This window comes from Lysinibacillus sp. EB271-A1-10B (assembly GCF_058791335.1).
In genome coordinates this window covers 76,403-103,368 of the sequence record NZ_JBYTDL010000008.1, presented here as the reverse complement: position 1 = coordinate 103,368, position 26,966 = coordinate 76,403, and the positions used below count along the sequence as shown (strand labels likewise).

Annotated in this window: 26 protein-coding genes; 17 read left to right on the top strand and 9 right to left on the bottom strand. The window is 36.8% G+C overall.

The features are described from left to right. The first annotated feature begins 62 nt into the window (after positions 1–62). A complete protein-coding gene (locus AC3WSK_RS12880; RefSeq protein WP_492413434.1) occupies positions 63–1,781 on the top strand; it encodes an HD-GYP domain-containing protein in 1,719 nt (572 codons plus the stop codon). Between the two features lie 220 nt (positions 1,782–2,001). Here AC3WSK_RS12880 and AC3WSK_RS12875 read toward each other — a convergent pair whose 3' ends face one another. After that, positions 2,002–3,387 (bottom strand): glycine--tRNA ligase, encoded by a 1,386-nt coding sequence (locus AC3WSK_RS12875; protein ID WP_079563879.1) that lies wholly within the window; start codon positions 3,385–3,387, stop codon positions 2,002–2,004. A 456-nt stretch (positions 3,388–3,843) separates the two neighbouring features. On the opposite strand from AC3WSK_RS12875, the gene ccpN reads away from it, so the two are divergent. The 11 genes from ccpN to AC3WSK_RS12820 all read left to right on the top strand — a co-directional run bounded on the left by ccpN (position 3,844) and on the right by AC3WSK_RS12820 (position 14,370). Next, positions 3,844–4,476 carry a transcriptional regulator CcpN gene (gene ccpN / locus AC3WSK_RS12870; protein ID WP_079563877.1) on the top strand — a complete coding sequence of 211 codons (633 nt, stop codon included), beginning with the start codon at positions 3,844–3,846 and terminating at the stop codon, positions 4,474–4,476. 19 nt (positions 4,477–4,495) lie between these two features. Continuing rightward, positions 4,496–5,308 (top strand): pyruvate, water dikinase regulatory protein, encoded by an 813-nt coding sequence (locus AC3WSK_RS12865; RefSeq protein ID WP_079563874.1) that lies wholly within the window; start codon positions 4,496–4,498, stop codon positions 5,306–5,308. Positions 5,309–5,515: 207 nt separating this feature from the next. Next, entirely contained in the window at positions 5,516–7,348 is a 1,833-nt protein-coding gene (gene dnaG / locus AC3WSK_RS12860) for a DNA primase (RefSeq protein ID WP_427483597.1), read from the top strand. 32 nt (positions 7,349–7,380) lie between these two features. Then, positions 7,381–8,508: an RNA polymerase sigma factor RpoD gene (gene rpoD / locus AC3WSK_RS12855; RefSeq protein WP_079563872.1), complete on the top strand. Its 1,128-nt coding sequence runs from the start codon at positions 7,381–7,383 to the stop codon at positions 8,506–8,508. Positions 8,509–8,757: 249 nt separating this feature from the next. Next, complete coding sequence (locus tag AC3WSK_RS12850; protein ID WP_079563870.1) at positions 8,758–9,321, top strand: hypothetical protein; 564 nt, start codon at positions 8,758–8,760, stop codon at positions 9,319–9,321. 972 nt (positions 9,322–10,293) lie between these two features. Beyond that, on the top strand, positions 10,294–10,644 hold the full coding sequence (locus AC3WSK_RS12845; RefSeq protein ID WP_079563868.1) for a c-type cytochrome: 351 nt from the start codon (positions 10,294–10,296) through the stop codon (positions 10,642–10,644). Between the two features lie 341 nt (positions 10,645–10,985). Then, positions 10,986–11,678 (top strand): tRNA (adenine(22)-N(1))-methyltransferase, encoded by a 693-nt coding sequence (locus AC3WSK_RS12840; protein WP_427483599.1) that lies wholly within the window; start codon positions 10,986–10,988, stop codon positions 11,676–11,678. A gap of 1 nt (position 11,679) precedes the next feature. Next, on the top strand, positions 11,680–12,801 hold the full coding sequence (locus AC3WSK_RS12835; protein WP_079563864.1) for a Nif3-like dinuclear metal center hexameric protein: 1,122 nt from the start codon (positions 11,680–11,682) through the stop codon (positions 12,799–12,801). Between the two features lie 15 nt (positions 12,802–12,816). Continuing rightward, positions 12,817–13,041 carry a hypothetical protein gene (locus AC3WSK_RS12830; protein WP_079563862.1) on the top strand — a complete coding sequence of 75 codons (225 nt, stop codon included), beginning with the start codon at positions 12,817–12,819 and terminating at the stop codon, positions 13,039–13,041. Positions 13,042–13,371: 330 nt separating this feature from the next. Next, positions 13,372–13,620 (top strand): DUF2164 domain-containing protein, encoded by a 249-nt coding sequence (locus AC3WSK_RS12825; protein WP_079563859.1) that lies wholly within the window; start codon positions 13,372–13,374, stop codon positions 13,618–13,620. Between the two features lie 213 nt (positions 13,621–13,833). Next, positions 13,834–14,370, top strand: a complete 537-nt coding sequence (locus AC3WSK_RS12820) for an NADPH-dependent FMN reductase (RefSeq protein WP_079563857.1) — start codon at positions 13,834–13,836, stop codon at positions 14,368–14,370. 144 nt (positions 14,371–14,514) lie between these two features. Here AC3WSK_RS12820 and AC3WSK_RS12815 read toward each other — a convergent pair whose 3' ends face one another. Further along, entirely contained in the window at positions 14,515–14,706 is a 192-nt protein-coding gene (locus tag AC3WSK_RS12815; RefSeq protein ID WP_240518381.1) for a hypothetical protein, read from the bottom strand. Positions 14,707–14,850: 144 nt separating this feature from the next. Here AC3WSK_RS12815 and lepB point away from each other — a divergent pair, with 144 nt between their 5' ends. Beyond that, positions 14,851–15,417, top strand: coding sequence for a signal peptidase I (gene lepB, locus AC3WSK_RS12810; protein WP_079563855.1), 567 nt, complete (start codon positions 14,851–14,853; stop codon positions 15,415–15,417). A gap of 39 nt (positions 15,418–15,456) precedes the next feature. Continuing rightward, positions 15,457–16,350 (top strand): PhzF family phenazine biosynthesis isomerase, encoded by an 894-nt coding sequence (locus AC3WSK_RS12805; protein WP_079563852.1) that lies wholly within the window; start codon positions 15,457–15,459, stop codon positions 16,348–16,350. A gap of 66 nt (positions 16,351–16,416) precedes the next feature. Here AC3WSK_RS12805 and AC3WSK_RS12800 read toward each other — a convergent pair whose 3' ends face one another. From AC3WSK_RS12800 to AC3WSK_RS12785, 4 genes are all read right to left on the bottom strand, one after another. After that, a complete protein-coding gene (locus AC3WSK_RS12800; protein WP_079563850.1) occupies positions 16,417–16,596 on the bottom strand; it encodes a hypothetical protein in 180 nt (59 codons plus the stop codon). A 382-nt stretch (positions 16,597–16,978) separates the two neighbouring features. Beyond that, positions 16,979–17,518: a tubby C-terminal domain-like protein gene (locus AC3WSK_RS12795; protein WP_079563848.1), complete on the bottom strand. Its 540-nt coding sequence runs from the start codon at positions 17,516–17,518 to the stop codon at positions 16,979–16,981. Between the two features lie 202 nt (positions 17,519–17,720). Further along, positions 17,721–18,983 carry a dicarboxylate/amino acid:cation symporter gene (locus AC3WSK_RS12790; protein WP_492413427.1) on the bottom strand — a complete coding sequence of 421 codons (1,263 nt, stop codon included), beginning with the start codon at positions 18,981–18,983 and terminating at the stop codon, positions 17,721–17,723. 316 nt (positions 18,984–19,299) lie between these two features. Further along, complete coding sequence (locus AC3WSK_RS12785; RefSeq protein WP_492413425.1) at positions 19,300–20,349, bottom strand: TRAP transporter substrate-binding protein; 1,050 nt, start codon at positions 20,347–20,349, stop codon at positions 19,300–19,302. Positions 20,350–20,460: 111 nt separating this feature from the next. Between AC3WSK_RS12785 and AC3WSK_RS12780 the strand changes: the two genes are divergently transcribed. Both AC3WSK_RS12780 and AC3WSK_RS12775 read left to right on the top strand, forming a co-directional pair. After that, the gene (locus AC3WSK_RS12780; protein WP_427483614.1) at positions 20,461–22,041 is read left to right on the top strand and encodes an ATP-binding protein; all 1,581 of its coding nucleotides are present in this window, start codon (positions 20,461–20,463) and stop codon (positions 22,039–22,041) included. Between the two features lie 129 nt (positions 22,042–22,170). Continuing rightward, the gene (locus AC3WSK_RS12775; RefSeq protein WP_492413423.1) at positions 22,171–22,872 is read left to right on the top strand and encodes a response regulator; all 702 of its coding nucleotides are present in this window, start codon (positions 22,171–22,173) and stop codon (positions 22,870–22,872) included. Between the two features lie 43 nt (positions 22,873–22,915). On the opposite strand, the gene AC3WSK_RS12770 is transcribed toward AC3WSK_RS12775, so the two are convergent. Then, a complete protein-coding gene (locus AC3WSK_RS12770; RefSeq protein WP_079563836.1) occupies positions 22,916–23,884 on the bottom strand; it encodes a 4-hydroxy-3-methylbut-2-enyl diphosphate reductase in 969 nt (322 codons plus the stop codon). A 73-nt stretch (positions 23,885–23,957) separates the two neighbouring features. Beyond that, on the bottom strand, positions 23,958–24,500 hold the full coding sequence (vrrA, locus tag AC3WSK_RS12765) for a VrrA/YqfQ family protein (protein ID WP_427483603.1): 543 nt from the start codon (positions 24,498–24,500) through the stop codon (positions 23,958–23,960). A 309-nt stretch (positions 24,501–24,809) separates the two neighbouring features. Here vrrA and AC3WSK_RS12760 point away from each other — a divergent pair, with 309 nt between their 5' ends. Further along, entirely contained in the window at positions 24,810–26,498 is a 1,689-nt protein-coding gene (locus tag AC3WSK_RS12760; protein WP_079563832.1) for a methyl-accepting chemotaxis protein, read from the top strand. A gap of 288 nt (positions 26,499–26,786) precedes the next feature. Here AC3WSK_RS12760 and AC3WSK_RS12755 read toward each other — a convergent pair whose 3' ends face one another. After that, complete coding sequence (locus AC3WSK_RS12755; RefSeq protein WP_079563830.1) at positions 26,787–26,966, bottom strand: FeoB-associated Cys-rich membrane protein; 180 nt, start codon at positions 26,964–26,966, stop codon at positions 26,787–26,789.

Here is a 26,966-nt window from a genome sequence, read left to right as displayed (position 1 = left end):
CAGTCTTACGGGAGAAGGAGGGAGTCACATAATGCTTAAGCATTGCGTATGTGGCAGAAATTATGCTAAGAAAAGTGACGTTAAGTATTGATGAAGTTGAAGCGAATGATATTTTAGCTGAAGATATTTTTTCTGATTATCGTTTATTAGCTAAAAAAGATCTTGTTTTGACGGAACGAATTATTGCATTACTTAAACTTAGAAAAGTTGACGAATTATCTGTTTATTTACCGACTGATTCAGTCCGAATTGTTCATGATTTGAGTGTTCAGCGTTCAAAGGATTACGAGGATGTATTTGCACCGCTAATGGATAAAAATGATGATGTAGATGAGTATAAAGAAACAGTAAGTCAGCTTTTTATGACTACATTAGAGAATGTTGTGCATGAATTACGCTATGGCCAAATTTTAAAAAGCATCCAAGACACTGCATATGTACGAGGTGTTTTTGAAAAAATTTTAGAAAAGAAACAACGCTATGGATTACTCATGCGATTAAAAGAATGGGATGAATATTCTTTTGTTCATTCATTTGATGTTTTCGTTTTAGGTACAATTTTTGCCCGTAATTTAGGTTTAATGGATATTGAAACGCTAGCAAGAGGCTATTTGTTCCACGATATTGGGAAGGTATGTATTCCGCAAAAAATATTAAATTTAAAACGAAAATTATCGGAAGATGAGTTTGATATAGTCAAAACTCATACGACTAAAGGTTATAAGCTACTCATCGAAAATGGGGAAGAGGATATTGCCTATTTAGCACGTGATCATCATGAACGTTTTGCTGGTAAAGGTTATCCGAATCAGCTTTGTGAGGATGATATGTGTGAGGGAGTTCAAATACTGCAGATTATTGATGTTTATTCAGCGATGACATCAAAGCGAGTATATCATTCGGGATATGCTGCAACAGATGCATTGGCTGTTTTATATCGTGATCGACATTTATATAACGAGAAATTTATGCATAAATTTGTAGAGTGTTTAGGAATTTATCCTGTCAATTCAGTCGTTCAATTATCAGATAATCGAAGTGCTCAAGTAGAACTTGTCTATGATTTATTCCCGACATTGCCTAAAGTTAAGCTATTAGATGAGCAAAAATCTATGATTTTACCTTTGAATTATAGTGTGAAAATTTCGAAAATGATAGATTATCGTACTAACAGCTTTGAAGAAATTTTTAACTTATTTGTAGAACAATTAATTCGCTGTGACGAAAATAGCTTAAGAGTTTACTATAAAAAATTAATAGATCATTTGCATCCTAAAGAAATTGTTTTAAAAATATTTTTACCTGCTTTTCGAATTCTACGTTTATTAACAAGAGAAATCCAAACGGATATGACAAAGTATAGAAATTCTATTGCTATTCTAAAAAAGTTATTAGAAGAGCAAATAAATATATTGTATATGGATTACCAGCATGAAAAAACAACTGTAGTAGTTGTGGAAACTGCACTTCGTGAAAATTTCTTTATAAAACTAGTGCAAAGTATTTTATATATTGACAAAATTGTTCCGTTTTTTATTAATCCAGATGATGATCAACGTATTTCGCAATTGATGGAACATTGTAACGTAAATGTAGCTTACTTTATTGAGGATAAACTAACAATCGATAAGAGGGTTCGCCCAATGCGAGAAGGAACATTCCTTTATTATACGCTTGTAGATATCGAGGAAATTCTAATAAGCTTAGTAGGTATGAGTATGAAAAGGTTTTCATTTGAGGAGAAGATGCAAGAGCGCTTGTTTTCATCAATTAAGACCTGATAAAAAATTGAAATGTGATCTATAAACAAAGGTAGATTTTCACTCCGAGTGAGCACTTTCTGCAGGCTTGGCTTCTACTTTCCAGAAGGGCTTTCAGTGCAAGTTATCTTGCTGGAGTCCGAGGGAAATCACCGGTTCTTCATCAATTGTACGAGTAGTCATTTTTTCGCAGAAAAAGGGAGTCGCTTAAAATGCGACTCCCTTTTTACATCTTACGAATTTAGAATTGAAGATGTTTTTCAATATATGCTTTAACATCTGTAATTGGCATACGAACTTGAGACATTGAGTCGCGGTGACGTACTGTAACTTGACCATCCTCTTTTGAGTCAAAGTCGTAAGTGATACAGAATGGTGTACCAATTTCATCTTGACGACGGTAACGTTTACCGATTGATTGTGACTCGTCAAAGTCAACTGGGAATGATTTACGAAGCTCTGCCCAAACATCAGTAGCCTCATCCGAAAGCTTTTTAGAAAGTGGTAGGACCGCAGCTTTAAATGGCGCTAGAGCAGGGTGGAAGCGTAAAACTGTACGTTTATCGTCGCCTTCAAGCTCTTCCTCGTCATAAGCATCGCAAAGGAATGCTAATGTCACACGGTCTGCACCTAAAGATGGCTCGATGCAATATGGTACATAACGTTCGTTTGATACTGGATCGATGTAAGTGAAATCTTCACCAGAATGCTCCATATGCTGTTTTAAATCGTAATCTGTACGATCCGCTACGCCCCAAAGCTCGCCCCAGCCGAATGGGAATTTGAATTCGATATCAGTTGTTGCATTTGAGTAGTGAGATAATTCGTCTTCTTCATGATCGCGAAGGCGCATAGACTCTTCCTTCATGCCTAAATTTAATAACCAGTTTTTACAAAACTCTTTCCAGTATGCGTGCCATTCAAGATCTTCGCCTGGCTTACAGAAAAATTCAAGCTCCATTTGTTCAAATTCACGTGTACGGAAAGTGAAGTTACCTGGCGTAATTTCGTTACGGAAAGACTTACCGATTTGTGCAATACCGAATGGTGTACGTTTACGCATAGAACGTTGTACATTTTTAAAGTTCACGAAAATACCTTGTGCTGTTTCTGGGCGTAAATAAATTTCGTTAGTAGAAGATTCTGTTACACCTTGGAATGTTTTAAACATTAAATTAAATTGACGAATATCTGTAAAATCAGCTTTACCGCAATCTGGGCAAACTACGTCATATTTAACCATCGTTTCTTTCATTTGATCAAATGTCATACCATCGACAATGATTTCATCGCCTTTAGCTAGCGCAGCATCCTCGATGATTTTGTCAGCACGATGACGAGCTTTACATGCCTTACAATCGATCATTGGATCATTAAAGTTACCAACGTGACCAGAAGCAACCCAAGCTTTTGGATTCATTAAAATTGCAGCATCGATCCCAACGTTGTGCTCTGATTCTTGGACAAATTTTTGCCACCATGCTTTTTTTACATTGTTTTTTAATTCAACACCTAGTGGACCGTAATCCCAAGTGTTTGCTAAGCCTCCGTAGATTTCAGAACCTGGGAAGACAAAGCCGCGATGCTTCGCTAATGATACAATTGTTTCCATTGATTTGTTAGCCATAAAAATAGCCTCCTTTATAGTTTTCAAAGAGTGAACTTTGATTTTGTTTTAGCGTATTTATATAATTAATAAATTCGCTAAATATTTTTAATTTAGATAGGACTAAATTAAAAATAGCACCCGTCTCCGGGCACAATAAATGCCCAGGGACGAGTGCTAAAACCCGCGGTTCCACCCTGATTGTTTTAAACGAATTGTTTAAAACCTCTTTTCAAAAAGTTAGCTCAAGGAGTGCCTTTTCTCTGTTACTGTGTAGACTTTCACCATCTTCTACTCGCTTTAAAATGGAACAGATACTTTTTTCCCGTCATCGCCTATATAACGCAAATCACTCGAAAATACATCGAGAGCAAGCGTATGTGTCAATATTGTAGCATGTAGTTCTTTTCTTCGCAATAATTATTAAAATAGTATATAATAATTGAGCATAAGTATAACACTATTAGATTTGAGGCGGTGAGTCCAATCGAACTCAATAAACGTCAGGAAGACATTTTACAAATTGTGAAAGAAAACGGCCCTATCACAGGCGAACATATTGCAGAACGTCTCAATCTGACAAGAGCAACTTTAAGACCAGATTTAGCAATACTCACAATGGCGGGCTTTTTAGATGCTAGACCTCGTGTTGGCTATTTCTATTCAGGTAAAAAAACATCCGTTACATTGACGGATAGTATTAACAATTTAAAGGTGAAAGATTTTCATTCAGGACCTGTTGTTGTACCAGAAACAATGACTGTTTATGATGCGATTTGCTTCATGTTTTCTGAGGATGTTGGTACACTATTTGTCGTAGATAAGAATGAATTTTTGACAGGGGTACTTTCTCGTAAGGATTTACTACGTACAAGTATTGGCACGCAGGATTTAAACAAAATTCCTGTACATATAATTATGACACGCATGCCAAATATATCGTACTGTGAAAGATCAGATTCTTTAGTCGTCGCAGCGAATAAACTAATTGATCGAGAAGTTGATTCGCTACCAGTAGTTGAGCCACAAGAAGGTGGATTGACGATCGTTGGACGACTAACAAAAACGACGATTACACGAGCTTTCTTATCACTTGCACAAAATGACTAAATAGTTGAAGGAGAGCAGTATGAAAAGACTACGGGTTTTTGTTGTATCTGATTCAGTCGGTGAAACTGGTGACCAAGTAGCGAAAGCGGTTATTAGTCAGTTCCGACCTGGTTTGGAAAACACGATAATTCGTCGTTTTCCTCATATACAATCAGAGGAGCTCATTCGTAAAATTGTATGCCTCGCAGCGAAACAGAAGGCATTTATTGTATATACACTTGTTCGACAGGAGATGCGATCGTTATTATGTGAACTGTGTGAGCAAGAAAATGTATATGCCGTCGATATTTTAGGGCCTGCTTTAAAAACAATGGCAACCTTTGTGGAAGAATTCCCATTAGAGGCTCCAGGAATTGTTCACCAGCTAGATGATGATTATTTTAAAAAAATAGAGGCTATTGAATTTGCAGTAAAATATGATGATGGTAGAGATCCACGTGGTCTTTTACAGGCTGATATCGTGCTAGTTGGTGTTTCCCGTACCTCTAAAACACCGCTATCACAATATTTAGCACATAAACGCTATAAGGTGGCGAACGTACCCTTAGTACCAGAAGTGGAGCCACCTGAAGAACTTTTAAAAATTGATCCGAAAAAATGTTTTGGTTTAATTATTTCTCCTGATAAATTAAACTTCATTCGAAAAGAGAGATTGATGTCTCTAGGATTGAATGATGATGCTATCTATGCGCAGCATAATCGAATATTAGATGAAATCCAGCATTTTGAAAAAATTGTCTCTAAAATTGGTTGTAAAGTTATTGATGTGACAAACAAAGCTGTTGAAGAAACAGCAAACGTTATTATTGAGCATATTTTAAACTGTAAATAAGAAACGAATGATGATAAACCACCTCGGTTATAAGAGGCGGTTTTTTTGAGTCGGGTTTGAAAATAGTATAGATAAAAACTAATTTATGTTTTATAATAATAAAATTGTGGTAAAAATATTTATTAAGAGAAAAATCCTATTTTTTTGTCGAGAAATAAAGGATTTTTAAATCGGATAGCGAATTGTGTTTTAGAACGTAATTTAAAGATGGTGATGGATTTGGCAGGGAAGATTCCTGAAGAAGTGATTGAACAGATTCGCACACAATCGGATATTATTGATGTCATTAGCGAATACATGCAGCTTACAAAGCGTGGGCGCAATTGGTTTGGACTCTGTCCATTTCATGGAGAACAAACGCCATCTTTTTCTGTGTCATCAGACAAACAAATTTTTCATTGCTTCGGTTGTGGTGCGGGTGGTAATGCTGTTACTTTTGTCATGGATATAGAAGGTATTTCTTTTCCTGACGCTGTAGTGAAACTTGGTGAACGTATTGGCATACATTTAGATGTTGGGCCAAGTTTACCAGAAGTAACGAAAAAGGTATCTAAAGCAGAAGAAAGGATGAAAGAAGCACACGCTTTTGCAGCAGATTTTTTTCATCATTTACTGTTAAATACGGAAGATGGTGAAGAACCTTTAAATTATTTGCTAGAAAGAGGATTTACAAGGGAACTTATAGAATCTAATAGCATTGGATGGTCTCTTCCGAGCTTTGATGCATTAACGATATTGCTTGAAAGAAAAGGTTATAACTTACAAGAAATCGCGGAAAGTGGTTTAGTGATTAAGCGTGAAGGGGAAGAACGCTATTTTGATCGTTTTAGAGGGCGTATTATGTTTCCCATCCGTGATGAGAACGGTAAGATTATAGCATTCTCAGGACGAATTCTTACATCGACTGGTGAAGAGGCAAAATATTTAAATAGTCCAGAATCACCGATTTTTCAAAAGAGTGAAGTGCTATATAACCTAGATAAAGCACGAACCTCCATTAGAAAAAATCGTCAAGTAGTATTGATGGAAGGGTTTATGGATGTTTTAGCAGCAACTTCTGTTGGTGTAACGAATGCTGTAGCAACAATGGGTACTTCGCTTACGAATCAGCATATCACAAAGCTAAAACGCTTAGTAGAGCAGGTTACGGTTTGCTATGACGGTGATAATGCAGGTTTTGATGCGGCAAAAAGAGCGGCACAGTTACTTCAAGTGGAACGTATGAAAGTTAATATTGCGGTGTTACCAGATAAGCTAGATCCCGATGAATACATTCGTAGTTTAGGCGGACAGGCATTTAAAGAACAAATTTTGGAAAACCCTCATGCGTATATTGCTTTTATGATGATGCATGCTAGACGAAATAAGAACTTTCAGTTTGAAAATGATACGCTTCAATATATTCAAGAAGTTCTTGAGCAACTGGTAGGTAGATCGTCACCAGTCGAACGAGATTTGTATATAAGACAGCTATCGAATGAGACAAATATCTCGGATGAAGCGATTTATGCTCAATTCCGAAAGCTAGAGGCAAATCAGGTGCGTTCTACAAAAGTAGAAATGCCAGTTCAGGCGCCTTCGATGCCGGTCACTCAGCAACATAAGCCTATGGACGCAGCAGAACGTGCAGAACGTTTATTACTGGCTCATATGCTTCATAATATAGATGTAGTGGACAGGGTATTACGTAGTGAGCAAAAAGAACCGTTTGTACGAGATGCCTATTTGGCTGTTTTTGTTCGCTTAGTAGGATTTTATGAGGAATTTGGTCATCCTGATTATCAGCGTTTTGTTGAAATATTAGATGACTCTGAATTACGCAAGATAGTAATGGAAGCGGCTTTAACGGAACGGGATCCCGACCATGCAGAGGCAGAGGTCACAGACTCAATACGTCAGCTGCAAAAATATAGAATTGAGCAAGAAATTCAACAAAAGATGCATGAGTCAAAGGAAGCGGAGAAGATGCACGAGTATGCGCGTGCACTTGAAATCGCCCAACAGATTATTCATTTAAGAAAATCGTTATCGGCGATTTAACCCGATTCGGTTGTTTAGAAGGAGGAAGGTTTATGGCGGACAAGTCAGAACGTTCAAAAGAGGTAGAAGTAGAAATTACATTAGATGAAGCAAAAAAGCTACTACAAGAAAAAGCAAAAACAGAAGGTGAAATTTCAATGAAAGAAATTTCAGAGAAACTTGCGCCTTATGAATTGGAGAACGAAGAGATTTTCCACTTTGCTGAGGATCTTGAAAAGGCAAAAGACATTCAAATCATTGGAAAAGAAGAGTTTGAAGAAGAAAGCTTAATGAAAGAAGAAGCAAACGAAGAGACTTTCGATTTAAATGATTTGAGTGTACCACCGGGTGTTAAAATAAATGACCCTGTACGTATGTATTTAAAAGAAATTGGTCGAGTTGATTTACTTTCTGCCGAGCAAGAAATCGCTCTAGCTGAGCGTATTGAGCAAGGTGATGAAGAAGCACGTAAACGTCTAGCGGAAGCAAACTTACGTCTTGTTGTATCGATTGCAAAACGATATGTTGGCCGTGGAATGCTATTCCTTGATTTAATTCAAGAGGGGAATATGGGGCTTATCAAGGCTGTTGAGAAGTTTGACTACCGTAAAGGCTTTAAATTCTCTACTTATGCAACATGGTGGATCCGTCAAGCAATTACACGTGCTATTGCGGACCAAGCACGTACAATTCGTATTCCAGTGCATATGGTCGAAACAATTAATAAATTAATTCGAGTACAACGCCAATTACTACAAGACTTAGGTCGCGAACCATCTCCAGAAGAAATTGGGGAAGAAATGGATTTAACACCTGAAAAAGTACGTGAAATTTTAAAAATTGCGCAAGAACCAGTATCTCTTGAAACACCAATTGGAGAAGAAGATGATTCACATTTAGGAGACTTTATTGAGGATTCTGAAGCCCAATCTCCATCTGACCATGCAGCTTATGAATTGTTAAAAGAGCAATTAGAGGATGTGTTAGATACATTAACTGACCGTGAAGAAAATGTACTTCGCTTACGTTTCGGTCTAGATGATGGTCGCACACGTACGTTAGAAGAGGTAGGAAAAGTATTTGGTGTAACACGTGAACGTATTCGCCAAATTGAGGCTAAGGCACTTAGAAAGCTACGCCACCCTTCTCGTAGCAAACGTTTAAAAGATTTCTTAGAATAAGGTATACAGACTAGGGCTATCTAATTAGTGATGACTAATTAGATAGCCCTTTTTGTGCTACTATTGAATCAGAAAAATACTCGTATAAACAAAGTCTATCAAAAGAAAATATTGTTTCGAAAATGTTTATATCATGTACTAGAATGTGACAAACTAAATATTTTTGCTACTTTATATAGATGTGTTCGGCAATGTTTTGAGATAAAATTGGAATAACAACCATATAAAGCAATGTTTGGAGCAAAAATTATGACAAATCCTCGAAAAAAAATAATCTTGAATGAGATTTTGTTTTGGAAGCAAAATAAGCTATTACCAGAACATTACTGTGACTTTTTAGCCGCTCTTTATGCAGAGGGGGAAAATTTAGAGGAGTTAGAACCAGTACATCATAAACAAGCTATTTTGCCTTCTGAAAAGAGAAAGCTGCTACTTGTAATTGCAGGTATATGTATTGCGATGATTACTCTGCTAACTTTTTATTTTACAATACCATCTTTCATGATCATTTTAACGATAGTCGTTGGAATAGCTGCTATAGTATTATTTCTGACGGCATTTCGAATGGCACGAAAAAATGATTTATTAGCGCCTGTTTTCCATTTGCTAGCCGCTGTTTTATTGTTCAGTATGTCTATTCGAATTTACACTACATATTTTAACGGAAATAATACCGCATTGTTTTGCTTGATTGCAGCGAACTGTGGAGTTTGGCTTTGGTCAGGTTTAAAAATGAAGCTACTTTATTTCACGGTCTCAGGTGTCCTAGGGTTACTAGCACTGATCAGCTATTATATCATAAACTTATTATAAGAACCCATTTTGTAAATTAGTTCGCCAACAAATGACAAGGATCTGTATGCTTTTATATAGCTTACAGATTCTTTTGGTATAATATGTAATCTCGAAATTTATCCATGTAAATTACTGAAGACTAAAAACAATAGTCTGAGTAACTGATATCAGTAGGTATAGAATATTAATGGTTAATTACCGGAAGTTGTGGCTGATTTTTATATAAGTTGATTGGAGTGGAGGCTGGGCGACTCCTCGGGGATCAGCAATAGAGGAACGGAGGCTAAAAACATCACATCCTGTATAACGCCTCCGTGACCAACATCCTGCTGCAGCCGCTACGTTGCACTCACGCTTTCGCGCAAAAGACATCTGTTGGCCCGAGACCCTGCAGCGAGCAGTGCGAGTGAAGCGGCTCATCGGACGCCCCCAGGAAGCTTTGCTCTGTGCGAAAGCGAAGCGTCAGCAAATGTTTTATCTGTGCGAAAGCGAAGCGTCAGCAAATGTTTTATCTGTGCGAAAGCGTAGCGACAGCAACAAATGTTTTATCTGTGCGAAAGCGAAGCGACAGCAACAACAAAGCGCCCAGCCGGAACGGAAATCAACCATACGTTATGGTGATGAGCCATGATAATAGAACTTATTACTATGGCGTATTCTATTAGCAAATATCAATAAGATATTTTAATTTTCTTGGTATATGAATGCGTAAATAGAGGAAAGATAACAACGTGTAATGAATCTTAGATAAACTTCTTCAAGCCGATTTTGGAAAGGCATAATTGATTGCTAAAAAGATAATAGATAGTCCAAATATTGGCGATTTCAAGACATATTTTATCCAATAGATACAGAAATGTCGAATTTGTTACAAACAAAGGAAAACTTAGCGAATGGTCTTTTCGTTTCATGGTTAATGAAGTACAATATTAGATGTTGACTGATTCTATATTATAATAGAAGTAGATTTACAATGAGGAGGGGAAACATATGAAAAACAATCCAGTCGTTCCTTACATCTTAATTCTTGCATTTGGTGTTGGTCTTATTTTCTTCATGTCTTTAACAGGTGCAGATAACAAAAAAGAAATTGCTACTGAAAAAGAGGGCGGTGGCGAAAAGACAGAAGCTACTGATGACGGTTCAGCTTTAGTACAATCTTGTATTGGCTGTCACGCTGCTGACTTAACTGGTTCTGTAGGTCCAAACTTACATGGATTAGATGAGGCTCATATCGTAGACGTTTTAACTAACGGTATCGAAGGCACACCAATGACACCTGGAATGAAAACTGAAGCGGAAGCAAAAGAAATCGCTAAGTACATTTCAACTCTAAAATAGTTTAACTTCTTTCAGAAGTTAAAGCCTCTGGCAGATGTCACGGAATCGGAAAGGAGTGCTTAGGGGATGTTAGCCTAAATTCATCGCATCCATGCGATAACGGCTAACTGACCTGCATCGTGCAGGCCTAAGCACAAAGCCAATTCCGGACGCAATTCTGCCGAGGCATAATTGATAAAAGTAGCTGCACCGAAAGCGTTTAATCGTAATTGGTGCAGCTACAATTTATTTATCTTCAGTAAAATGGAGTTGCTCAAAATTTTTGAGGCAACTCCATTTGTTTTTTTTCTCGACATCATACATACTAAGAATGGACACTATTGAAGACAGGCGGTAAAAAAATGAATGCACAAAAATTATCAAAACGATTAGAAACAGTAGCAAGCTTTGTTCCCTCAGGCGCAGTTGTAGCTGATATTGGGAGCGATCATGCATATTTACCATGCTACTTAATTCATAAAGGTATTGCTTCTTATGCAGTTGCAGGAGAAGTTGTGAAAGGGCCATTTGAATCAGCAGTAGGACAAGTGCAAAAAGAAGGCTTAACAGAAAAAATTACAGTACGACTTGCGAGTGGTTTAGCGGCAGTGGAAGAAACGGACCATGTTGATACTGTTACTATTGCTGGAATGGGCGGTCCTTTGATTGTCTCCATTTTAGAGAAGCATCCTGAAAAATTAAATGGGGTAACAAGGCTTATTTTGCAGCCAAATATTCATGCTAAAGTGATTCGTGAATGGGCATTAGCACATAATTGGGCAATCCAGGACGAAGAGATTTTAGAGGAAGACGAAAAAATTTATGAAATTCTTGTATTGCAAAGAAGCACAATGACGTTAACGGAACCGGAAATTATATTTGGTCCGAGATTAATGCAACGAAAATCACCAGCATTTATAAAAAAATGGGCTCGTGAAAAAGAAAATTGGCAGCGTGTATTACAGTCTATTGAAGGGGCAGATCAAACACCTGAAATTGAAGAAAAACGTGCAGAGTTAGTGGCTCTACTCAATTTAGTGGAAGGGGTTCTGTGAGATGAAGACAGTAAACGGTCAGGAAATTATTCAATTGTTTGAATCATGGTCGCCTAAAAAGCTAGCCTGTATGGAAAATGACCCTATTGGTCTTGCGATTGGCACTTTAAACAAACCTGTAAGAAAAGTATTAGTCACGTTAGATGTAAATGAAGAAGTAGCCGATGAGGCTATTGCTCAAGGATGCGAACTAATCATTGCACATCATCCACCGATTTTTAGACGACTTTCGAATATTCGTACTGACAATCCAGCTGGGCGTTTATATGAAAAGCTTATTAAAAATGATATTGCTGTTTATGCAGCACATACGAATCTAGATGTGGCTGAAGATGGTGTTAACGATTTACTAGCAGATGCTCTCCAGCTTGAAAACCGTTTTATTCTCGAAGAAACATATGCGGAAAATATGTTGAAGCTGGCTGTTTTTATACCGACTGCAAATGCCACTGATTTACGCGAGGCATTAGCAAAGGCAGGAGCAGGTCGTATTGGCGATTATGAAGCGTGTAGTTATACTACAATGGGGGAAGGGCGCTTCCGTCCACTAGAAGGTGCAAATCCACATGTAGGTGCTATCGGTGAATTACATGTTGAAGAAGAAGTAAAGATAGAAGTAGTATTTCCGGAATCCGTAAAAAATCGTGTGTTAAAGGCAATGTTAAATGCACATCCATATGAAGAACCTGCCTATGATCTCATTCGTCTAGACCAGCAAACAAATGTAATGGGCTTAGGGCGAGTTGGTTTTTTACCACAGGAAATGACTCTTCACGAATTCACACAATTTGTCAAGAAGCAGTTAGACGTACCTGCTGTCCGAGTTGTTGGCGATTTACAGTCGAAAGTGAAAAAAGTTGCGCTTGTCGGAGGCGACGGCAATAAATATATCTATTCTGCGAAACGTGCAGGGGCAGATGTATTTTTAACAGGTGATATGTATTTCCATACTGCCCAGGACGCTCAAGCAATTGGTCTGCAAATCGTAGATCCAGGTCATCATGTGGAGAAGGTGATGATTGCCGGAGTAGCTAAAAAGATGACAAGAATGTGTGAGGATAAAAAATATTCTGTTGAATTTGTACAATCTACTATTCATACAGAACCGTTTTTATTCGTGTAAGAGAGGGGAATATCTGTGGCGAATGAAAGACCTGCTGGCAATAAAGGCGGCAAGTTATGGATCATGATTGGTTTGCTAATTGCTGTGTTTGGGGTAGGCATGACAGTTATGACAAATACGATGAATGCCAAAAAAATTGATGCGATGACCGAGCAATGTGAAAAAGATGGCGGCGAAGCCATCGTCTCAAAAGAAAAGAAGTTTCTATCAACAAACTATTCATTTAAATGTAACCAGTAATATTAAAAAGGCTGAATTATAGTATGTAATATAATTCAGCCTTTTTGTGTTGTTGAAAAACTATTGTGTTAAAGAAATTTAGGTGTCCTATTAAATAAAGTATGATCTTCTACAAAACTAGGGGCTGATTTCCGTTCCGGCTGGGCGCTTTGTTGTGCGAGTAGCCTGGAACGGAAATCACCCTCACTGGAAGTGCCATAACATTCACCAAATTTTTTTGCGTATTTTGTTTTCATCACTATAAAATAAAATTCAGTCTTTTTATGCATGGATTAATTTTAGAGTGTTATGATAGGTGAGTATTCATTGCAATGAGAGGAGCGTTTTGGATTGTTTATTCGATTAACAAAAGAACAACAAGAAACAATAATAGCTGATATTCAACGATTTTTCTACAATAATCGAGATGAGGATATTTCTGAATTTGAAGCAGAAAGAGTATTTGATTTTATAAAGGAAAATATTGCTCCGCATATTTATAATGCAGCTATATCGGATACCAAATATGTTGTAGAAAGACAATATGCTTCAATTGAGGATGAACTTGCAGCATTAGAAAGACCTACTAAATTAAAATAATTTAATTTAAATGAAATAATTGGTATTTTTTATAAATATATGATATTTTTATCTTGGATTAAAGATAATTTAATTCAAAGTAAAAATGGTTTAATTAACTATATGTATATTGAATAAAGAAATGGATTCCTGTACAACATGGCTAAGAGAACCGTTTTTAATGTAAGTGAATGATTCGGTCACAATTTAAGGGATGAATGAAGGAGGAGTCATATGTTGAAAATTGGGGTTATTTTAGGGAGTACTCGTGAAGGGCGTTTAAGCCCACAAGTTGGTGAATGGGTAAAGGCAGTAGCAGAAAAGCGTCGTGATGCGGAATATGAAATAATTGATATCGCTAACTTTAAATTACCATTGCTAGGTGAGCCAGGAGGAGATACTTCTGGAGTAGCTGAGTGGTCGCAAAGTGTTGCTGCATGTGATGGGTTTGTTTTTATCGTTGGGGAATATAATCATTCCATTACCGGTGCACTAAAAAATGCATTAGACTACTTACGCGTGGAATGGAATAATAAGGCCGCAGGTATTGTTTCTTATGGTTCTGTCGGTGGTGCAAGAGCGGCTGAACATTTACGTGGAATTCTTGGTGAATTATTAGTAGCAGATGTTCGCGTGCATCCTGCTCTATCCTTATTTACTGACTTCGAAAACGGCTCGGTCTTTAAACCGAAGGATGTGCAAGCAGATTCAGTAAATCAAATGTTAGATCAGCTTGTTCCTTGGGCAACAGCATTAAAAACGATTCGATAGGGATCTTTAGCAATATGTACAATAAAAAGTACATATTGCTTTTTTATTTGACTCTGTTTAACTTGATTGTTGTTTTTCCAAAATTAAAAGCGTATTCGAGAATTTTCGAATACGCTGGTTTTCGAGTGGCAAATACAAAAAAATTTATAACGTTTCAATCTTTTGAAAAATCTCTTTGTATAGGACATCTAACTCTTTTTCATCTTTTAAATAGAAATACCAAGCATCTTCTCGATTTGCATCGATATCGGATATATAAATTGTCGTATGAGAATCATTATTTAATGCTTCCCAATGAGCTGTTTCATAGGTAAGCCCTTCGTTTGTAAATGGCAAATTACGTTTTCTTGAATCAAAAAAATAATAGGCATTTTAGAATTCAATGATTTTTAGAATTATGGAACTTTTCTGAATGGAATTCGTCTCCATTAATAATGTAATCGGATTGGATTTGAAGGAAAAAGGATTGGAGTGTAAAGTGTGACACAAAAACAAACTAAGAATGAATTTTGGTCATGGTTTAAAGTGATTGGAATGGCAATCATTTTTACAATGAGTGTACGTTATTTTATTCTATCGCCTGTAGTTGTAAAAGGTGCCTCAATGGAGCCGACTTTTGAAACTGGAGATAAAGTTATTGTTAATAAAGTGGGACCACGAATTACCGATTATGACCGCTTCGATGTTATTGTCTTTGAAACAAAGCAAGATAAGCATTATATTAAAAGAATTATCGGTTTACCAGGAGATCGTGTAGCCTACAAAGATGACGTTTTATTTATAAACGGGGAGGCTTTTGATGAGCCCTATTTAACAGAATATAAAGAAGGATTACTTGATAAAGGTGATTTTACATATGATTTCACTCTAGAGGAACAATTAGGGGAAATGACTGTACCAGAGGGTCATTTTTTCGTACTTGGGGATAATCGTCGACAAAGCATAGATAGTCGGAATTTGGATATCGGATTCGTTTCGCAAGATAAAATTTTAGGAACTGCAGGCTTTGTATTGTGGCCGTTTGAAAGGCTTGGTAGTAAACAGTAGTTTGTGCGTAGCTAAGCTTAAATAAAGGAGGAAAAGTATATGAAAATGGTTACCGTAGATCATTATGATGCGTTTAGTGCGATCCCTAATATGGGGAATCCAGCAGGTGTCGTCATTGAGGGAAATCAGTATAGTGAAATGGAAATGCAGGCTATTGCTAAGCAAGTAGGCTTTAACGAAACAGCCTTTGCGCTAAAATCGGATAAAGCAGATTTACGTATACGTTATTTTACACCAGAGCATGAGGTAAATTTATGTGGGCATGCAACGATGGCTACGATATATGCATTAAAAACACAAGGTTTACTAGAAGATAAGTCAAAACTAACTATTGAGACGAAAGCAGGAATTCTTCCAATTGAGATAAAAGAGCAACAAGCAGGACAAATTTATATTACTATGCAACATGTAACACCTCAGTTTGAAGCCTTTAATGGTTCAAAATCTAAACTTGCACAATCAATTGGACTAACAGAGGAAGCGATACATCCTGAATTACCGATAGTCTATGGAAGTACAGGAATTTGGACATTGCTAATACCAATTAAAAATTTAACATACTTTGAAAGAATGACACCGCAATCTGCAGATTTTCCAACTATCCTTGAAGAAATGCCAAAAGCATCCTTGCATCCTTTTTGCTTAGAGGCATTTGATAAGAATGCAAATATGCACGCAAGGCACTTTTCATCACCTTATTCTGGAACAATTGAAGATATAACTACAGGCACTGCTTCTGGTGTAATGGGAGCATATTATGCAAATTATATCGATCAGAAAGCTCAATTGCCAAAAACACTTATTGTAGAACAGGGTCAGGAACTTGGGAAGGATGGGCGTGTGCATGTACATGTAAAAAACGATGAGGGGAAACTGAATATTACGATAACAGGGACTGCGGTATATGTGAAGGAACTAAAAGTGCATATTTAAAAAAGGACCGCTTACAGTATTTTTATTGCTTAAGAAGCGGCCCTTTTTGATATGCCATCCATTCCATTAATGTTTTATTTCTTCAATGACTTTCTCTTTTAAATCTGCATCCATTGAGGAAAGTTTAACGTTATTAGTAAGACGTTCTTTTAATTCTCTATCTGTCATAATACCGCGTTCCTCTAGGATTTGAATAAGTAGATCTAGCGTCATTAAATTTTTGATATCTGCTGCTTTTGTATTCATTGTAAATGCCTCCGAAAGTATAGTATTTCTACTTCTTTAGTGTACTCCTCTTTTTGAGGGATGGCATAAAAAGGTCAAAACAAAGCGAATTTATTTCGTGTCCCGGAATATATTGAATGATTCTAGCAGTAGTGGAAGCCATAAACTGGCTTTTATGAGAAATCAACGACAAGTAGTTGTAAATGCATAGAAGATATTTAATATAATTACTACCATCAAAAAAACTCCTAGCAATAGGAGTTTTATCGTTCATATCTATTTAAACCGAATTTTTATGTATATAAAATGGTGCGAGGCTGGTCGACTCCTAGGAATTTGCGACTGAAACCCCTAGGAAAGTGTCCAATTGGAATGGTAACGAATCACCGTTTTGGTGAGGAGCCTACTTATTACTCATTGAGAATAAAGCCTGATACAGAGTTGCTAGCAAAGCAACAAAGAGCGTATCGTCAGAGTTAAAAAGTTTAAAAGATATCCCAATACGCAAAAGCTCAGTTTCTATAGTACTAGCACTTGCGATTTTTTCATCATTACAATATAAATAGGCGGTTGAAGTAAAATCCTTTTCAAAGCGAAAAGCGAGTCCATCCATTGTAAAGGAGTAGGAGGATTCAAGTAATTGAACCGTCTTCCGTTGTATCGGTAAAATGGATCCATCTGGCATAATAAGCTGATGGCTAACACCCTTTGTTAATGGTGTAAATTGCACTTGAAAAAGCGGTGCTCCTAAAGTAGTACGAGCTTCATAGCGATGTGGCAATGTCTGCTGTGCAGCAACTAACATTACAGCGTTGATTACTTTTCCAACGGATGAACGTTCAACCTTTTGTAGCAAACAAACCGTCTCATTTTGTTCGTTCACAATAGGTATATTTGCAAAGCTTTCGAAAGCTTTTGGATAGGTAAGGGTAAATGTAGTCATAAAAAAGCCTCCAATCTACTTATTATACGGGGAAGCTTAACTCCAGGTTTCACCTTCAACAAAAATTTTGATAGACAGTTAGAGAGAGGGATCATAAATGAATGATAAAATGCGTAAGTTTTTTTTAGATAAAAAAAGTTTAACAATAAAAAAGGCTGACCGATCATGTGAGATTTTCATGTTCGGACAGCCTTTGTTTTTATTATTGAGTTGTGACTTCTCCTGCAAGGGCACGTTTTTCTTGTTCTGGATCGAATTCTTTTTCCATTTTTGACACGACAACAGTTGCTACACCATTACCAATTAAGTTTGTTACGGCGCGAGCCTCAGACATAAAGCGGTCGACCCCGATTAAAAGTGCAATCCCTTCCACTGGAATCATAGGGAATGCTGCTAATGTTGCTGCGAGCGTAATAAAGCCTGAGCCTGTTACACCAGCCGCACCTTTAGATGTTAGCATTAAAATAGCAAGCAATGTAATTTGATGCCAAACATCTAAATCAACTCCATAAGCTTGTGCTATAAAAATAGCCGCCATGGATAAGTAAATGGACGTGCCATCAAGGTTAAAGGAGTACCCTGTTGGAATGACAAGACCAACAACCTGTTTTGAGCAACCATAGTTTTCTAATTTGCGCATCATCGAAGGCAGTGCAGATTCTGATGATGATGTCCCAATAACGATAAAAATTTCATCTTTAATATATTTAATGAACTTAAAAATACTAAACCCGAAGTAACGTGAAATAAGACCAATGATCACGACGATAAAGATAAACATTGTAATATACACGGATAACATTAAAAATCCTAAGTTTCCAAGTGATTTAAGACCAAAATTTCCGATTGTGTAGCTCATTGCACCAAATGCACCAATCGGGGAAACCTTCATGACCATATTAACAATTTTAAAGAATATATCTGCTACTCGTTCGAAAAATGTAATAACCGGTTTAGCTGGTTCACCAATAGCAGCAGCTGCTACGCCAAATAAAACAGCTGAGAATAAAACAGGTAATAACTCTCCATTTGCGAGTGCTCCTACAACATTATCAGGTATAATTTGCATAATGAATGCACCAATACCATGTTCTGTAGCGGCTGCTGCCTCTGTATATTGAGAAACATCTGCACCGTTAGCAGCTGCTGTATTAAATCCTTTACCAGGTTGTACAATATTGACAACGATTAAGCCGATCGCTAGTGCGAAAGTAGAGACAATTTCAAAATAAATTAATGCCTTCCCGCCAATTTTACCAACTTTTTTTACATCGCCCATACTACCAATTCCGATAACGACTGTTAAGAAAATGATAGGAGCTATTAACATCTTAATTAATTTAATAAAAATATCTGCTAATATTTTTAACTTCGCTCCGAACTCTGGAAACGTAGCACCTACAATAATACCTAGCACAATGGCAATCAGTACTTGTACAGTTAAGTTTTTAAAATTTATACGCATAAAGTTCTCCCCTTACACTACTTATGAATATTATGTGAACGCTTTCATGTGGTTATCATAGCTGAAATTTTCCGACAATAGTTTTTATGTCCGTAATGTTTCTATTGTTCATTTTGTTCATTTTTAGTCGGAGGATCAATAAAACTAGTCATAGTAAGAGTTTGGGGCTGTTTTATAGTAGATTTGCAATTTTGGAATCTATTATAATACAAAAGAAAAAATCCCCACGAAGGTGAGAATTTTATCATTAATGAACAAAATTATTAATTTCATAATAACGGGCAGTGAAGAAACCTCACTGTTTAAAAGTTTCACTTTAAGGAGATACAATTTTTTCTATTTCGGATAAAACATCGTTGTTTTGTACATTGTTTCTATAAAAATCATAGACAGGTGCTAGTTTTTCTTTAAAACGTTGTCGTTCCTCATTGCTCATCGTATAAATCTCAAAGTTATCTTGCTGCTCAAGCTTTTGTAAATCTTCTTTGTTCATTTCTACAGCTTGTTCAAATTGCCAGTCTGTTGTTTCCTTCATTGCCTCCATAATCTGTTTTTGGATTTTAGGAGGTAAGGATTTCCAAAACTTATCGTTTATTAAAACAGCGTATCCTAAAATGCCATGCTTAGTTAATGTCATATGCTTTTGCACCTTATAGAAACCTTTAGAATAAATGTTTGACGCTGTGTTTTCCTGAGCATCAATAGTATTCGATTCTAAATCAGTAAAAACCTCGCTAAAGGAAATTGGAGTTGGGGTAGCCCCAACAGCCTCGAATTGCTTTTCAAGCGTTTTACTTGGCATTGTACGGACTCGTAGGCCTTTTAAGTCTTCAAATCTATGAATAGGGTGATTGACAGTAGTTAAATGTTTAAAGCCATTATGCCAAAAACCTAGTCCTTTTATATGAAAAGGTTCAAGCTCATTTAACAATTCTTCACCAATCGAACCTGTAAGAACTTCGTGGACTTCATCATCCGTATTAAAAAGATAAGGTAAATCAAGAACCTGCAAATTTGGTATATAGGATGTCATCTTTGAAAAAGTAGGGATAATCATTTCTACTTCTCCATTTTCTAAAGCCTGAAACTCATTTTCATCATTAAACAAAGAAGAGTTTGGGTAGACGTGTACCTTCACCTCACCATTTGTTTTTTCCTGAACAAGCTCGGCGAATTTACTTGCCGCTTGTCCTTTTGGTGTATTCTCAGCTACTACATGACTTAAATGAATCGTTATTTGTGTATCCAAGCCTTTTTGCTCATCGTCATAGGGAAGAGGCTTGGCGAATAGTAAGCCTTGTTGAACACCAATCGCTATCGTTAATAATAAAACGGTTACTATTGTTCCAATAATAAATTTTTTCATCAATTACACCCAATTTATTCGTATTTTCTGATGTTTTTGTTATTCTAACATATGGAGTAAGCTAAAATATAGTAAGAGGAGGCGTACATCTTGAAATTTCAAAAATTATCGATGAAGAGAAAAATTATGTCTCTGACTTTTTTTATTCTCATGCTCTCCTTTAGTATAGGTGGTACATTTTTGCTAGGGTATGTCATGAATGAACAAAAGGATAAGCTTGGAAATCAGGCTCTGCTTGTCGCAAAAACAGTATCACAGCTTCCTGAGCTAAAAACGTACATTGCAAATAATAATTTTAATGAGGCTACGGAACACATTAATCCTGTAGTGGAAGAAATACGTGATATAAATGGAGCGCAGTATATTGTTGTCCTTGATATGCAAAGGCGCAAGTATTCACATCCAAAAACAGAAGAGATCGGTCGTGTTTCGCAATCAGGTGATCTAAATGCAGCGTTTTCTGAGCATTATTATACATCTATTGCACATGGTGAACATGGAGATATGGTACGAGCATTCGTCCCGATAATGAGTAAAGAAGGAAGACAAATAGGTGTAGTAGTAGTAGGTTATAGTGTTTTAACTATTGCGGAGTTACTACAATCGATTCAAACAGAATTAATCATTACAATCTTATTGTCTCTTTTCTTTAGTGCATGGGGGGCTCATACATTAGGCCTTCATATGAAAAAGCAAATGTTTGGGTTAGAGCCTCATGAAATTGCTAAAATGTATGTAGAAAGAACAGAAACCTTTAACGCAATGCATGAAGGGATTATTGCTATAGATAATGAATTGACAATCACAATATTTAATGAAAAAGCGTGTGAAATATTAGGTGTACATAAACAACCATCAACATTAATAGGGAAGAAAATTTTTGATATATTACCGGATACACGATTACCGGAAATTTTGGAGCTAGATCAACCTATTTTCAATCGTGAGCTCTATATAAATGATCACAGTATTATGAGTAATCGTATTCCTATACAAGTTAATGGAAAAACAGTTGGCGCTGTGGCCATGTTTAAGGATCGTACAGAAGTGAAAAAACTTGCAGAGGAATTAACGGGTGTTAAGGCATTCGTACAAGCATTACGCGTACAAACGCATGAGCATAAAAATAAATTGCACACAATTGCTGGTCTTTTGCAGCTTGGACATCATGAACAAGCACTCACTTACTTAACGCAAGTAAAAGAAGAACACGATGAAATTACAAATTTTTTAAATGAACGGATTAAAAATGAAAATATTTCAGGGCTTCTCCTTAGTAAAATTTCTTATGCGAAAGAGCAGGGAATTCTACTGGAGATTGACAGAGAAAGCCGTTTGACAACATTTCCTAACAATTTAGACCACCATGATTTCGTTATTTTATTTGGTAACTTAATTGAAAATGCTTTTGATGCATTAAAGGATGTACAAATTGAAGAAAAAATGATCCATGTTTCTGTTGATGAGGATGAGGATGTGCTTGCAATTCTAGTAACAGATAATGGTATAGGCATGACAAATGAAATAAAATCACATATTTTTGATAATGGTTATTCGACAAAAGAGAAAAAAGGTCGGGGCATTGGACTTTATTTAATAAAAGAAATTGTACAAAAAGGAAAGGGAGAAATAGAAGTCATAAGTGAGCCGAATAAGGGAACAAGCTTTTTAATAACTTTTTACCATACTTAATAGGCATATTACCAAAGGCTGAGAGTAACAATTGTTTTTTGATTAGAGTAAAGACTGGACGACTACTTATGGTTCATTTGAGAAAATTTACACATATAGAGATAGAACAGAGTGTATGGAGGGCTAACAGTGACACAAACAAAGGTTTTATTAATAGAGGACGATCCGATGGTGCGAGAAGTTAATCGCCAATTTATTGAAAAGATAGCTGGATTTGAAGTAATTGGACAAGCCTCAAATGGAGTAGAGGGGATTGCTCAAATTCGAAAACTTAAACCAGAATTAGTATTTATGGATATTTTCATGCCAGAGCAGGATGGAGTGACAAGCTTACGAAAAATTCGTGAACTTGAATTACCAGTAGATGTAATTACGGTAACCGCTGCTAATGATATGGAAACGGTCAAACAGGTCCTGCATCTTGGCGTCTTTGATTATATTATGAAACCTTTTTCATTTGAACGAGTGCAAGGCACGCTTGAAAATTATTTGCGCTTCAAAAAGCAAATACAAACAGGGCGTGAGCTAACACAGGGGGAGCTCGATCAATTATTCCATTACCATGATGGGCATAATGAGGTGCAGCAAACAAATGTCGTATGCCCGGAAAAAAGTTTACCTAAAGGGTTTAATCGTGCAACACTAGAGAAAGTTGTGCACTATTTGCAATCTGTAGAAGGAGCATCGGCCGAAGAAGTTGCCAGTGGTATAGGTATTGCACGCGTAACAGCAAGACGATACTTAGATTATTTAGAGAAGCAAAAGGAAATTACGATGGATGTACATTATGGTGGCATTGGTCGTCCGGTCAACTATTACTTTAGTAAATAATGAAAAATCCTGATTGTCTGTTTCAACAATCAGGATTCTTCAATTAGTCCGGCATAATTTTATCAACAGGCTTTGGCGTTTTAATTTTAGGTAAAATTTTATCTAATGTAACTGTACGCTTAATGCTATGTGTTGATTCATCATTTTCATCGAATTGATCAAGGAATGAAATAACCTCTTTTACAATTGGTGTTGGCGTTGACGCCCCTGCAGTGACAGCGACGGAATTAATGCCTTTTAACCATTCAATTTTTAGCTCAGAAACGTCTGCAATTCGATAAGATGGCGTACCTGCTATTTCAACAGATACTTGTGTTAAACGATTTGAGTTATTGGATTTTGGATCACCAACAACAATAAGTAATTCTGCTTCCCCGGCTTGCTGAGCAACTGCCTCTTGACGTACCTGGGTTGCTAAACAAATCTCTTTATGCACTTCAATATGTGGGAATTTCTCTTTTAAACTATCCATTAAATGAGCGACATCCCATTGACTCATCGTCGTTTGATTCGTTACTAGTAATTTATCATTCGTTAAATTTAATGCATCAATATCAGTGGATGATTGTACTAAATGCACGTGATCTGGTGCAACGCCAATTGCTCCTTCTGGCTCAGGATGGCCTTTTTTACCGATATAAATAATATCATAGCCATTTGATGATTTTTCACGAATTAAATCGTGTGTAACTGTTACGTCAGGACATGTAGCATCAATGGATACTAAGCCTTTTCGCTTCGCAATTTCACGAATTTCAGGTGAAACACCGTGCGCTGTGAAAATAACAGTGCCAGTTTCAACTTGTTCAATAATTTCTAAACGATTCTCGCCATCTAATGTGATGATGCCATCTTCTTCAAATGCATCCGTGACATGTTTATTATGCACAATCATACCTAAAATGTAGATAGGTCTTGGTAATGTTTTATCTAATGCGGCGTTTCGAGCGATGACCATCGCATCAACAACACCGTAGCAATAGCCACGTGGATTAATTTTTAATACTTGCATGGTTGTGACTCCTTTCAAGCTTACCTATCTACATTATAACGGACAAGAACGGCGAATACAAAGAAACCTTCATCTACATAGGCGGCTGGAAAATACGAGGCTTAGACGGAAGTGGGTTAGCTGGTGTATAGGATGTATTTTCTCGAGACGCTTTTCGACTTTTGCTAGAACCTCCTCCTCCGCTAGCTGCTGCTTCAGCTGCTACTGCTCCAGCCCCTGCGGCAGCTCCAGCAGCAGGAAGACCTTGAAACCCTTTATACAATTTTAAAAGTGATGGAATATTTTTCACCATTGGCATTGCTTGCTGAATGTAAGGCGTATATGTTTTCGCTGAGTTAAATAAGCTATTCGCCTGCTGCAAAAATGAACCTATTTTTGATGGCTCCTGCATAGATGGCATTGGCATTTGTCCTCCAAATGATCCTATTCCACTAGACATTGGAAAGCCACCCGGCATTCGTGCTTGATTTGGAAAGCCTCCGGGCGGGAAAAAGGACTGTGGTGACATCTGTGGAGGCATTTGCATTGGCATTTGCATCGGCATTTGCATGGGCATTCTTGGCATTCCCATGCCACCAGGATACATTGGGAACTGATAAGGTGGTCTAAATACCATAACGATCTCCTTTCAATAGTGATTTATCATTGATGACATACCTGATTATAAATATGATATGCAGAAGGGTAAGTTAGCGTTCGACACCCACAAATAAATAACTAAGGCGATTGTAAAAGTATCTCACTATAGCCTGTCAGGATTACTTATTTCATATGTAGTCAATAAGTGGTAAAAAATTCTTGAAAACTACACATTTTTTCACTCTTTCGGTCGATAAGAAAGGTATAATGTATCATTAAGTTTACAAAAAGATGATTTTGAAGTTACTAGATTAAAATAGCAGAGGGTAAAAATAGGGGGTATTCTGTGACAATTAAAGTGAGAAGTATAGTGTCGTTTGGTCTTATCGTCGTATTAGTTTTAGTGATGGGGATTTTTCAGCAACAAAATGCCAAATCCCAACTAGAGCAAGTTCATTTGATAAAAGAAAAAACACTTCAAACGACGTTATTAGCAGATGAAATGAAACTAGCAGTCGTACAGGTTCAGCAGTATTTGACGGATATTAGTGCCACAAGAGCACTTAATAATTTAGATGATGGATTTGAGCAAGCAGATAAATATAGCAAAATTTTTCATGAAAATTTGGAACAAGTGAAAAAAATGCATCCGGAAGAGCAGGAAAAATTAGATGCGATTAAAGTAGCGTTTGATGAGTATTATAGTTCAGGTCAGAAAATGGCCCATAGTTATATTCAAGGAGGGCCTGAGCTAGGGAATAAAATAATGCTGAAATTCGATACGACTTCAATTGAGATTAATGACAAAGTAGATTTGTTGCAACAAAAAAACATTACAGACACGCAAAGTTCATTAGCGCATGTTGAAAAGCTTATTGATAATAATAAGCAGTGGTTCTTATGGATGTTCTGTATTATTGCAATGATTTGTGTAGTAGTTGGGTTACTATTTGTACGTTCCATAATTGTTCCTGTCAATAAGTTAACTTCTGCAGCAAAGGTAATTGCTGAAGGAGACTTATGCCAAAAGGATATCGAAGTTAGAACGAAGGATGAAATTAAAGATTTGGCAGATTCTTTTAATTTGATGAAGTCTAATTTACATTCATTAATACATAGCATGACTGCAAATGTTGAGCATACAACATCAGCAGCTGAAGAGTTAGCAGTAAGTACAGATGAAATTTCAAATTCCTCTCATGATATTGCAAATCTTGTGGAGAAAATGGCAATTAGTGATAACCAAGCAGCTATTACTAGTCGTGAAAGTACGATAACAATGGATGAAACTGCCCAAGGTGTTCAACGTATTGCAGAGGCAACTCAAATGCTTCATTCTAAAGCAGTCGACACGCAATCTATTGCAAATAATGGTGAAAAAACGTTGCATGTCGCAGAAGACCAAATGTCGATTATCCAACAATCTTCTAATACAACAAATGAACGTATTAAGAAGCTAAGCACACAATCAGCTGAAATCGTTAATATTACAAAAGTAATTACTGAGATTACGGAACAAACAAATCTTCTAGCACTAAATGCTGCGATTGAGGCGGCTCGTGCAGGAGAGCATGGTAAAGGCTTCGCTGTAGTGGCAGATGAAGTACGTAAATTAGCAGAGGAATCCAAAGCATCTGCCAATCAAATAGTCGATGTAATAGCGCTTATTCAGCAAGAAACGAGAGAAGTAGAAAAGGCTGTAAGTGTAACTGTATTGAATGTGGATGAGGGTGTCACATTTATTCAGAATGCCCAAAATGCCTTTGAAGGAATTTTAAAATCGATTAGTGATATGACATCTCAGATTGAGGATGTGTCTGCTTCTACACAACAAATTTCTGCAAGTGTTGAAGAAATAGCAGCATCGGTCAATGATATGTCTACTACTTCCAGTAATACTGCACTACAATCTGAAACAATAGCATCGACAATAGAAGAGCAAGCTGCGACTATTCAAGAAATTAACGCTGTTGCAAAGGCATTAAGCGAAGAAGCGGTGTCCGTGAAGGAAGAAATCAATAAATTTAAAGTTTAAGGCTCATTACCAAAACGTGAGTTGTTTTTCGTTCCGCTATGGCTGATCCTCCAAGGAGTCGCCCAGCCGAAACGGAAATCAACTTATATATAGAATATACACTATAAAAATGTCATCACTAACTTTTGATGATGAAACATTTAAAATCGTTGGCTGTAAAGTAATCTTTCTCTAATACGTTTCTTAATACTTAAGCTTTAGAACAAAGAAAGTCCTCTATGTCTAAAAGTGCACAAAAAAGCGAGGTAATCTCCAACGAAATAACAGTTTGGAAATACCTCGCTCTATTTATTTAGTAGTAAAATCTTTCAGTTGAGAAGGAGGGGCACAAACGTTAGAGGAACAACTTTTCTGTAATGAGCATGATGCGCACTTGCCCTTCTTCTGCTTCTTAATGCTCTTATATAAGGTAATACCAGCATAGCCAAATATAATGCTACCGAGTAAGATATTAATTAATAAAGACAT

Coding starts and splice junctions, on each gene's coding strand:
- AC3WSK_RS12800 (WP_079563850.1), bottom strand. CDS start 16,596: ATGAATACAAAAGCAGCAGATATCAAAAATTTAATGACGCTAGATCTA.
- AC3WSK_RS12880 (WP_492413434.1), top strand. CDS start 63: ATGCTAAGAAAAGTGACGTTAAGTATTGATGAAGTTGAAGCGAATGAT.
- dnaG (WP_427483597.1), top strand. CDS start 5,516: ATGGTGATGGATTTGGCAGGGAAGATTCCTGAAGAAGTGATTGAACAG.
- AC3WSK_RS12805 (WP_079563852.1), top strand. CDS start 15,457: ATGAAAATGGTTACCGTAGATCATTATGATGCGTTTAGTGCGATCCCT.
- AC3WSK_RS12780 (WP_427483614.1), top strand. CDS start 20,461: ATGAAGAGAAAAATTATGTCTCTGACTTTTTTTATTCTCATGCTCTCC.
- AC3WSK_RS12875 (WP_079563879.1), bottom strand. CDS start 3,387: ATGGCTAACAAATCAATGGAAACAATTGTATCATTAGCGAAGCATCGC.
- AC3WSK_RS12835 (WP_079563864.1), top strand. CDS start 11,680: ATGAAGACAGTAAACGGTCAGGAAATTATTCAATTGTTTGAATCATGG.
- vrrA (WP_427483603.1), bottom strand. CDS start 24,500: ATGGTATTTAGACCACCTTATCAGTTCCCAATGTATCCTGGTGGCATG.
- AC3WSK_RS12795 (WP_079563848.1), bottom strand. CDS start 17,518: ATGACTACATTTACCCTTACCTATCCAAAAGCTTTCGAAAGCTTTGCA.
- AC3WSK_RS12850 (WP_079563870.1), top strand. CDS start 8,758: ATGACAAATCCTCGAAAAAAAATAATCTTGAATGAGATTTTGTTTTGG.
- rpoD (WP_079563872.1), top strand. CDS start 7,381: ATGGCGGACAAGTCAGAACGTTCAAAAGAGGTAGAAGTAGAAATTACA.
- AC3WSK_RS12840 (WP_427483599.1), top strand. CDS start 10,986: ATGAATGCACAAAAATTATCAAAACGATTAGAAACAGTAGCAAGCTTT.
- AC3WSK_RS12820 (WP_079563857.1), top strand. CDS start 13,834: ATGTTGAAAATTGGGGTTATTTTAGGGAGTACTCGTGAAGGGCGTTTA.
- AC3WSK_RS12755 (WP_079563830.1), bottom strand. CDS start 26,966: ATGTCTTTATTAATTAATATCTTACTCGGTAGCATTATATTTGGCTAT.
- AC3WSK_RS12845 (WP_079563868.1), top strand. CDS start 10,294: ATGAAAAACAATCCAGTCGTTCCTTACATCTTAATTCTTGCATTTGGT.
- AC3WSK_RS12785 (WP_492413425.1), bottom strand. CDS start 20,349: ATGAAAAAATTTATTATTGGAACAATAGTAACCGTTTTATTATTAACG.
- AC3WSK_RS12865 (WP_079563874.1), top strand. CDS start 4,496: ATGAAAAGACTACGGGTTTTTGTTGTATCTGATTCAGTCGGTGAAACT.
- AC3WSK_RS12790 (WP_492413427.1), bottom strand. CDS start 18,983: ATGCGTATAAATTTTAAAAACTTAACTGTACAAGTACTGATTGCCATT.
- AC3WSK_RS12770 (WP_079563836.1), bottom strand. CDS start 23,884: ATGCAAGTATTAAAAATTAATCCACGTGGCTATTGCTACGGTGTTGTT.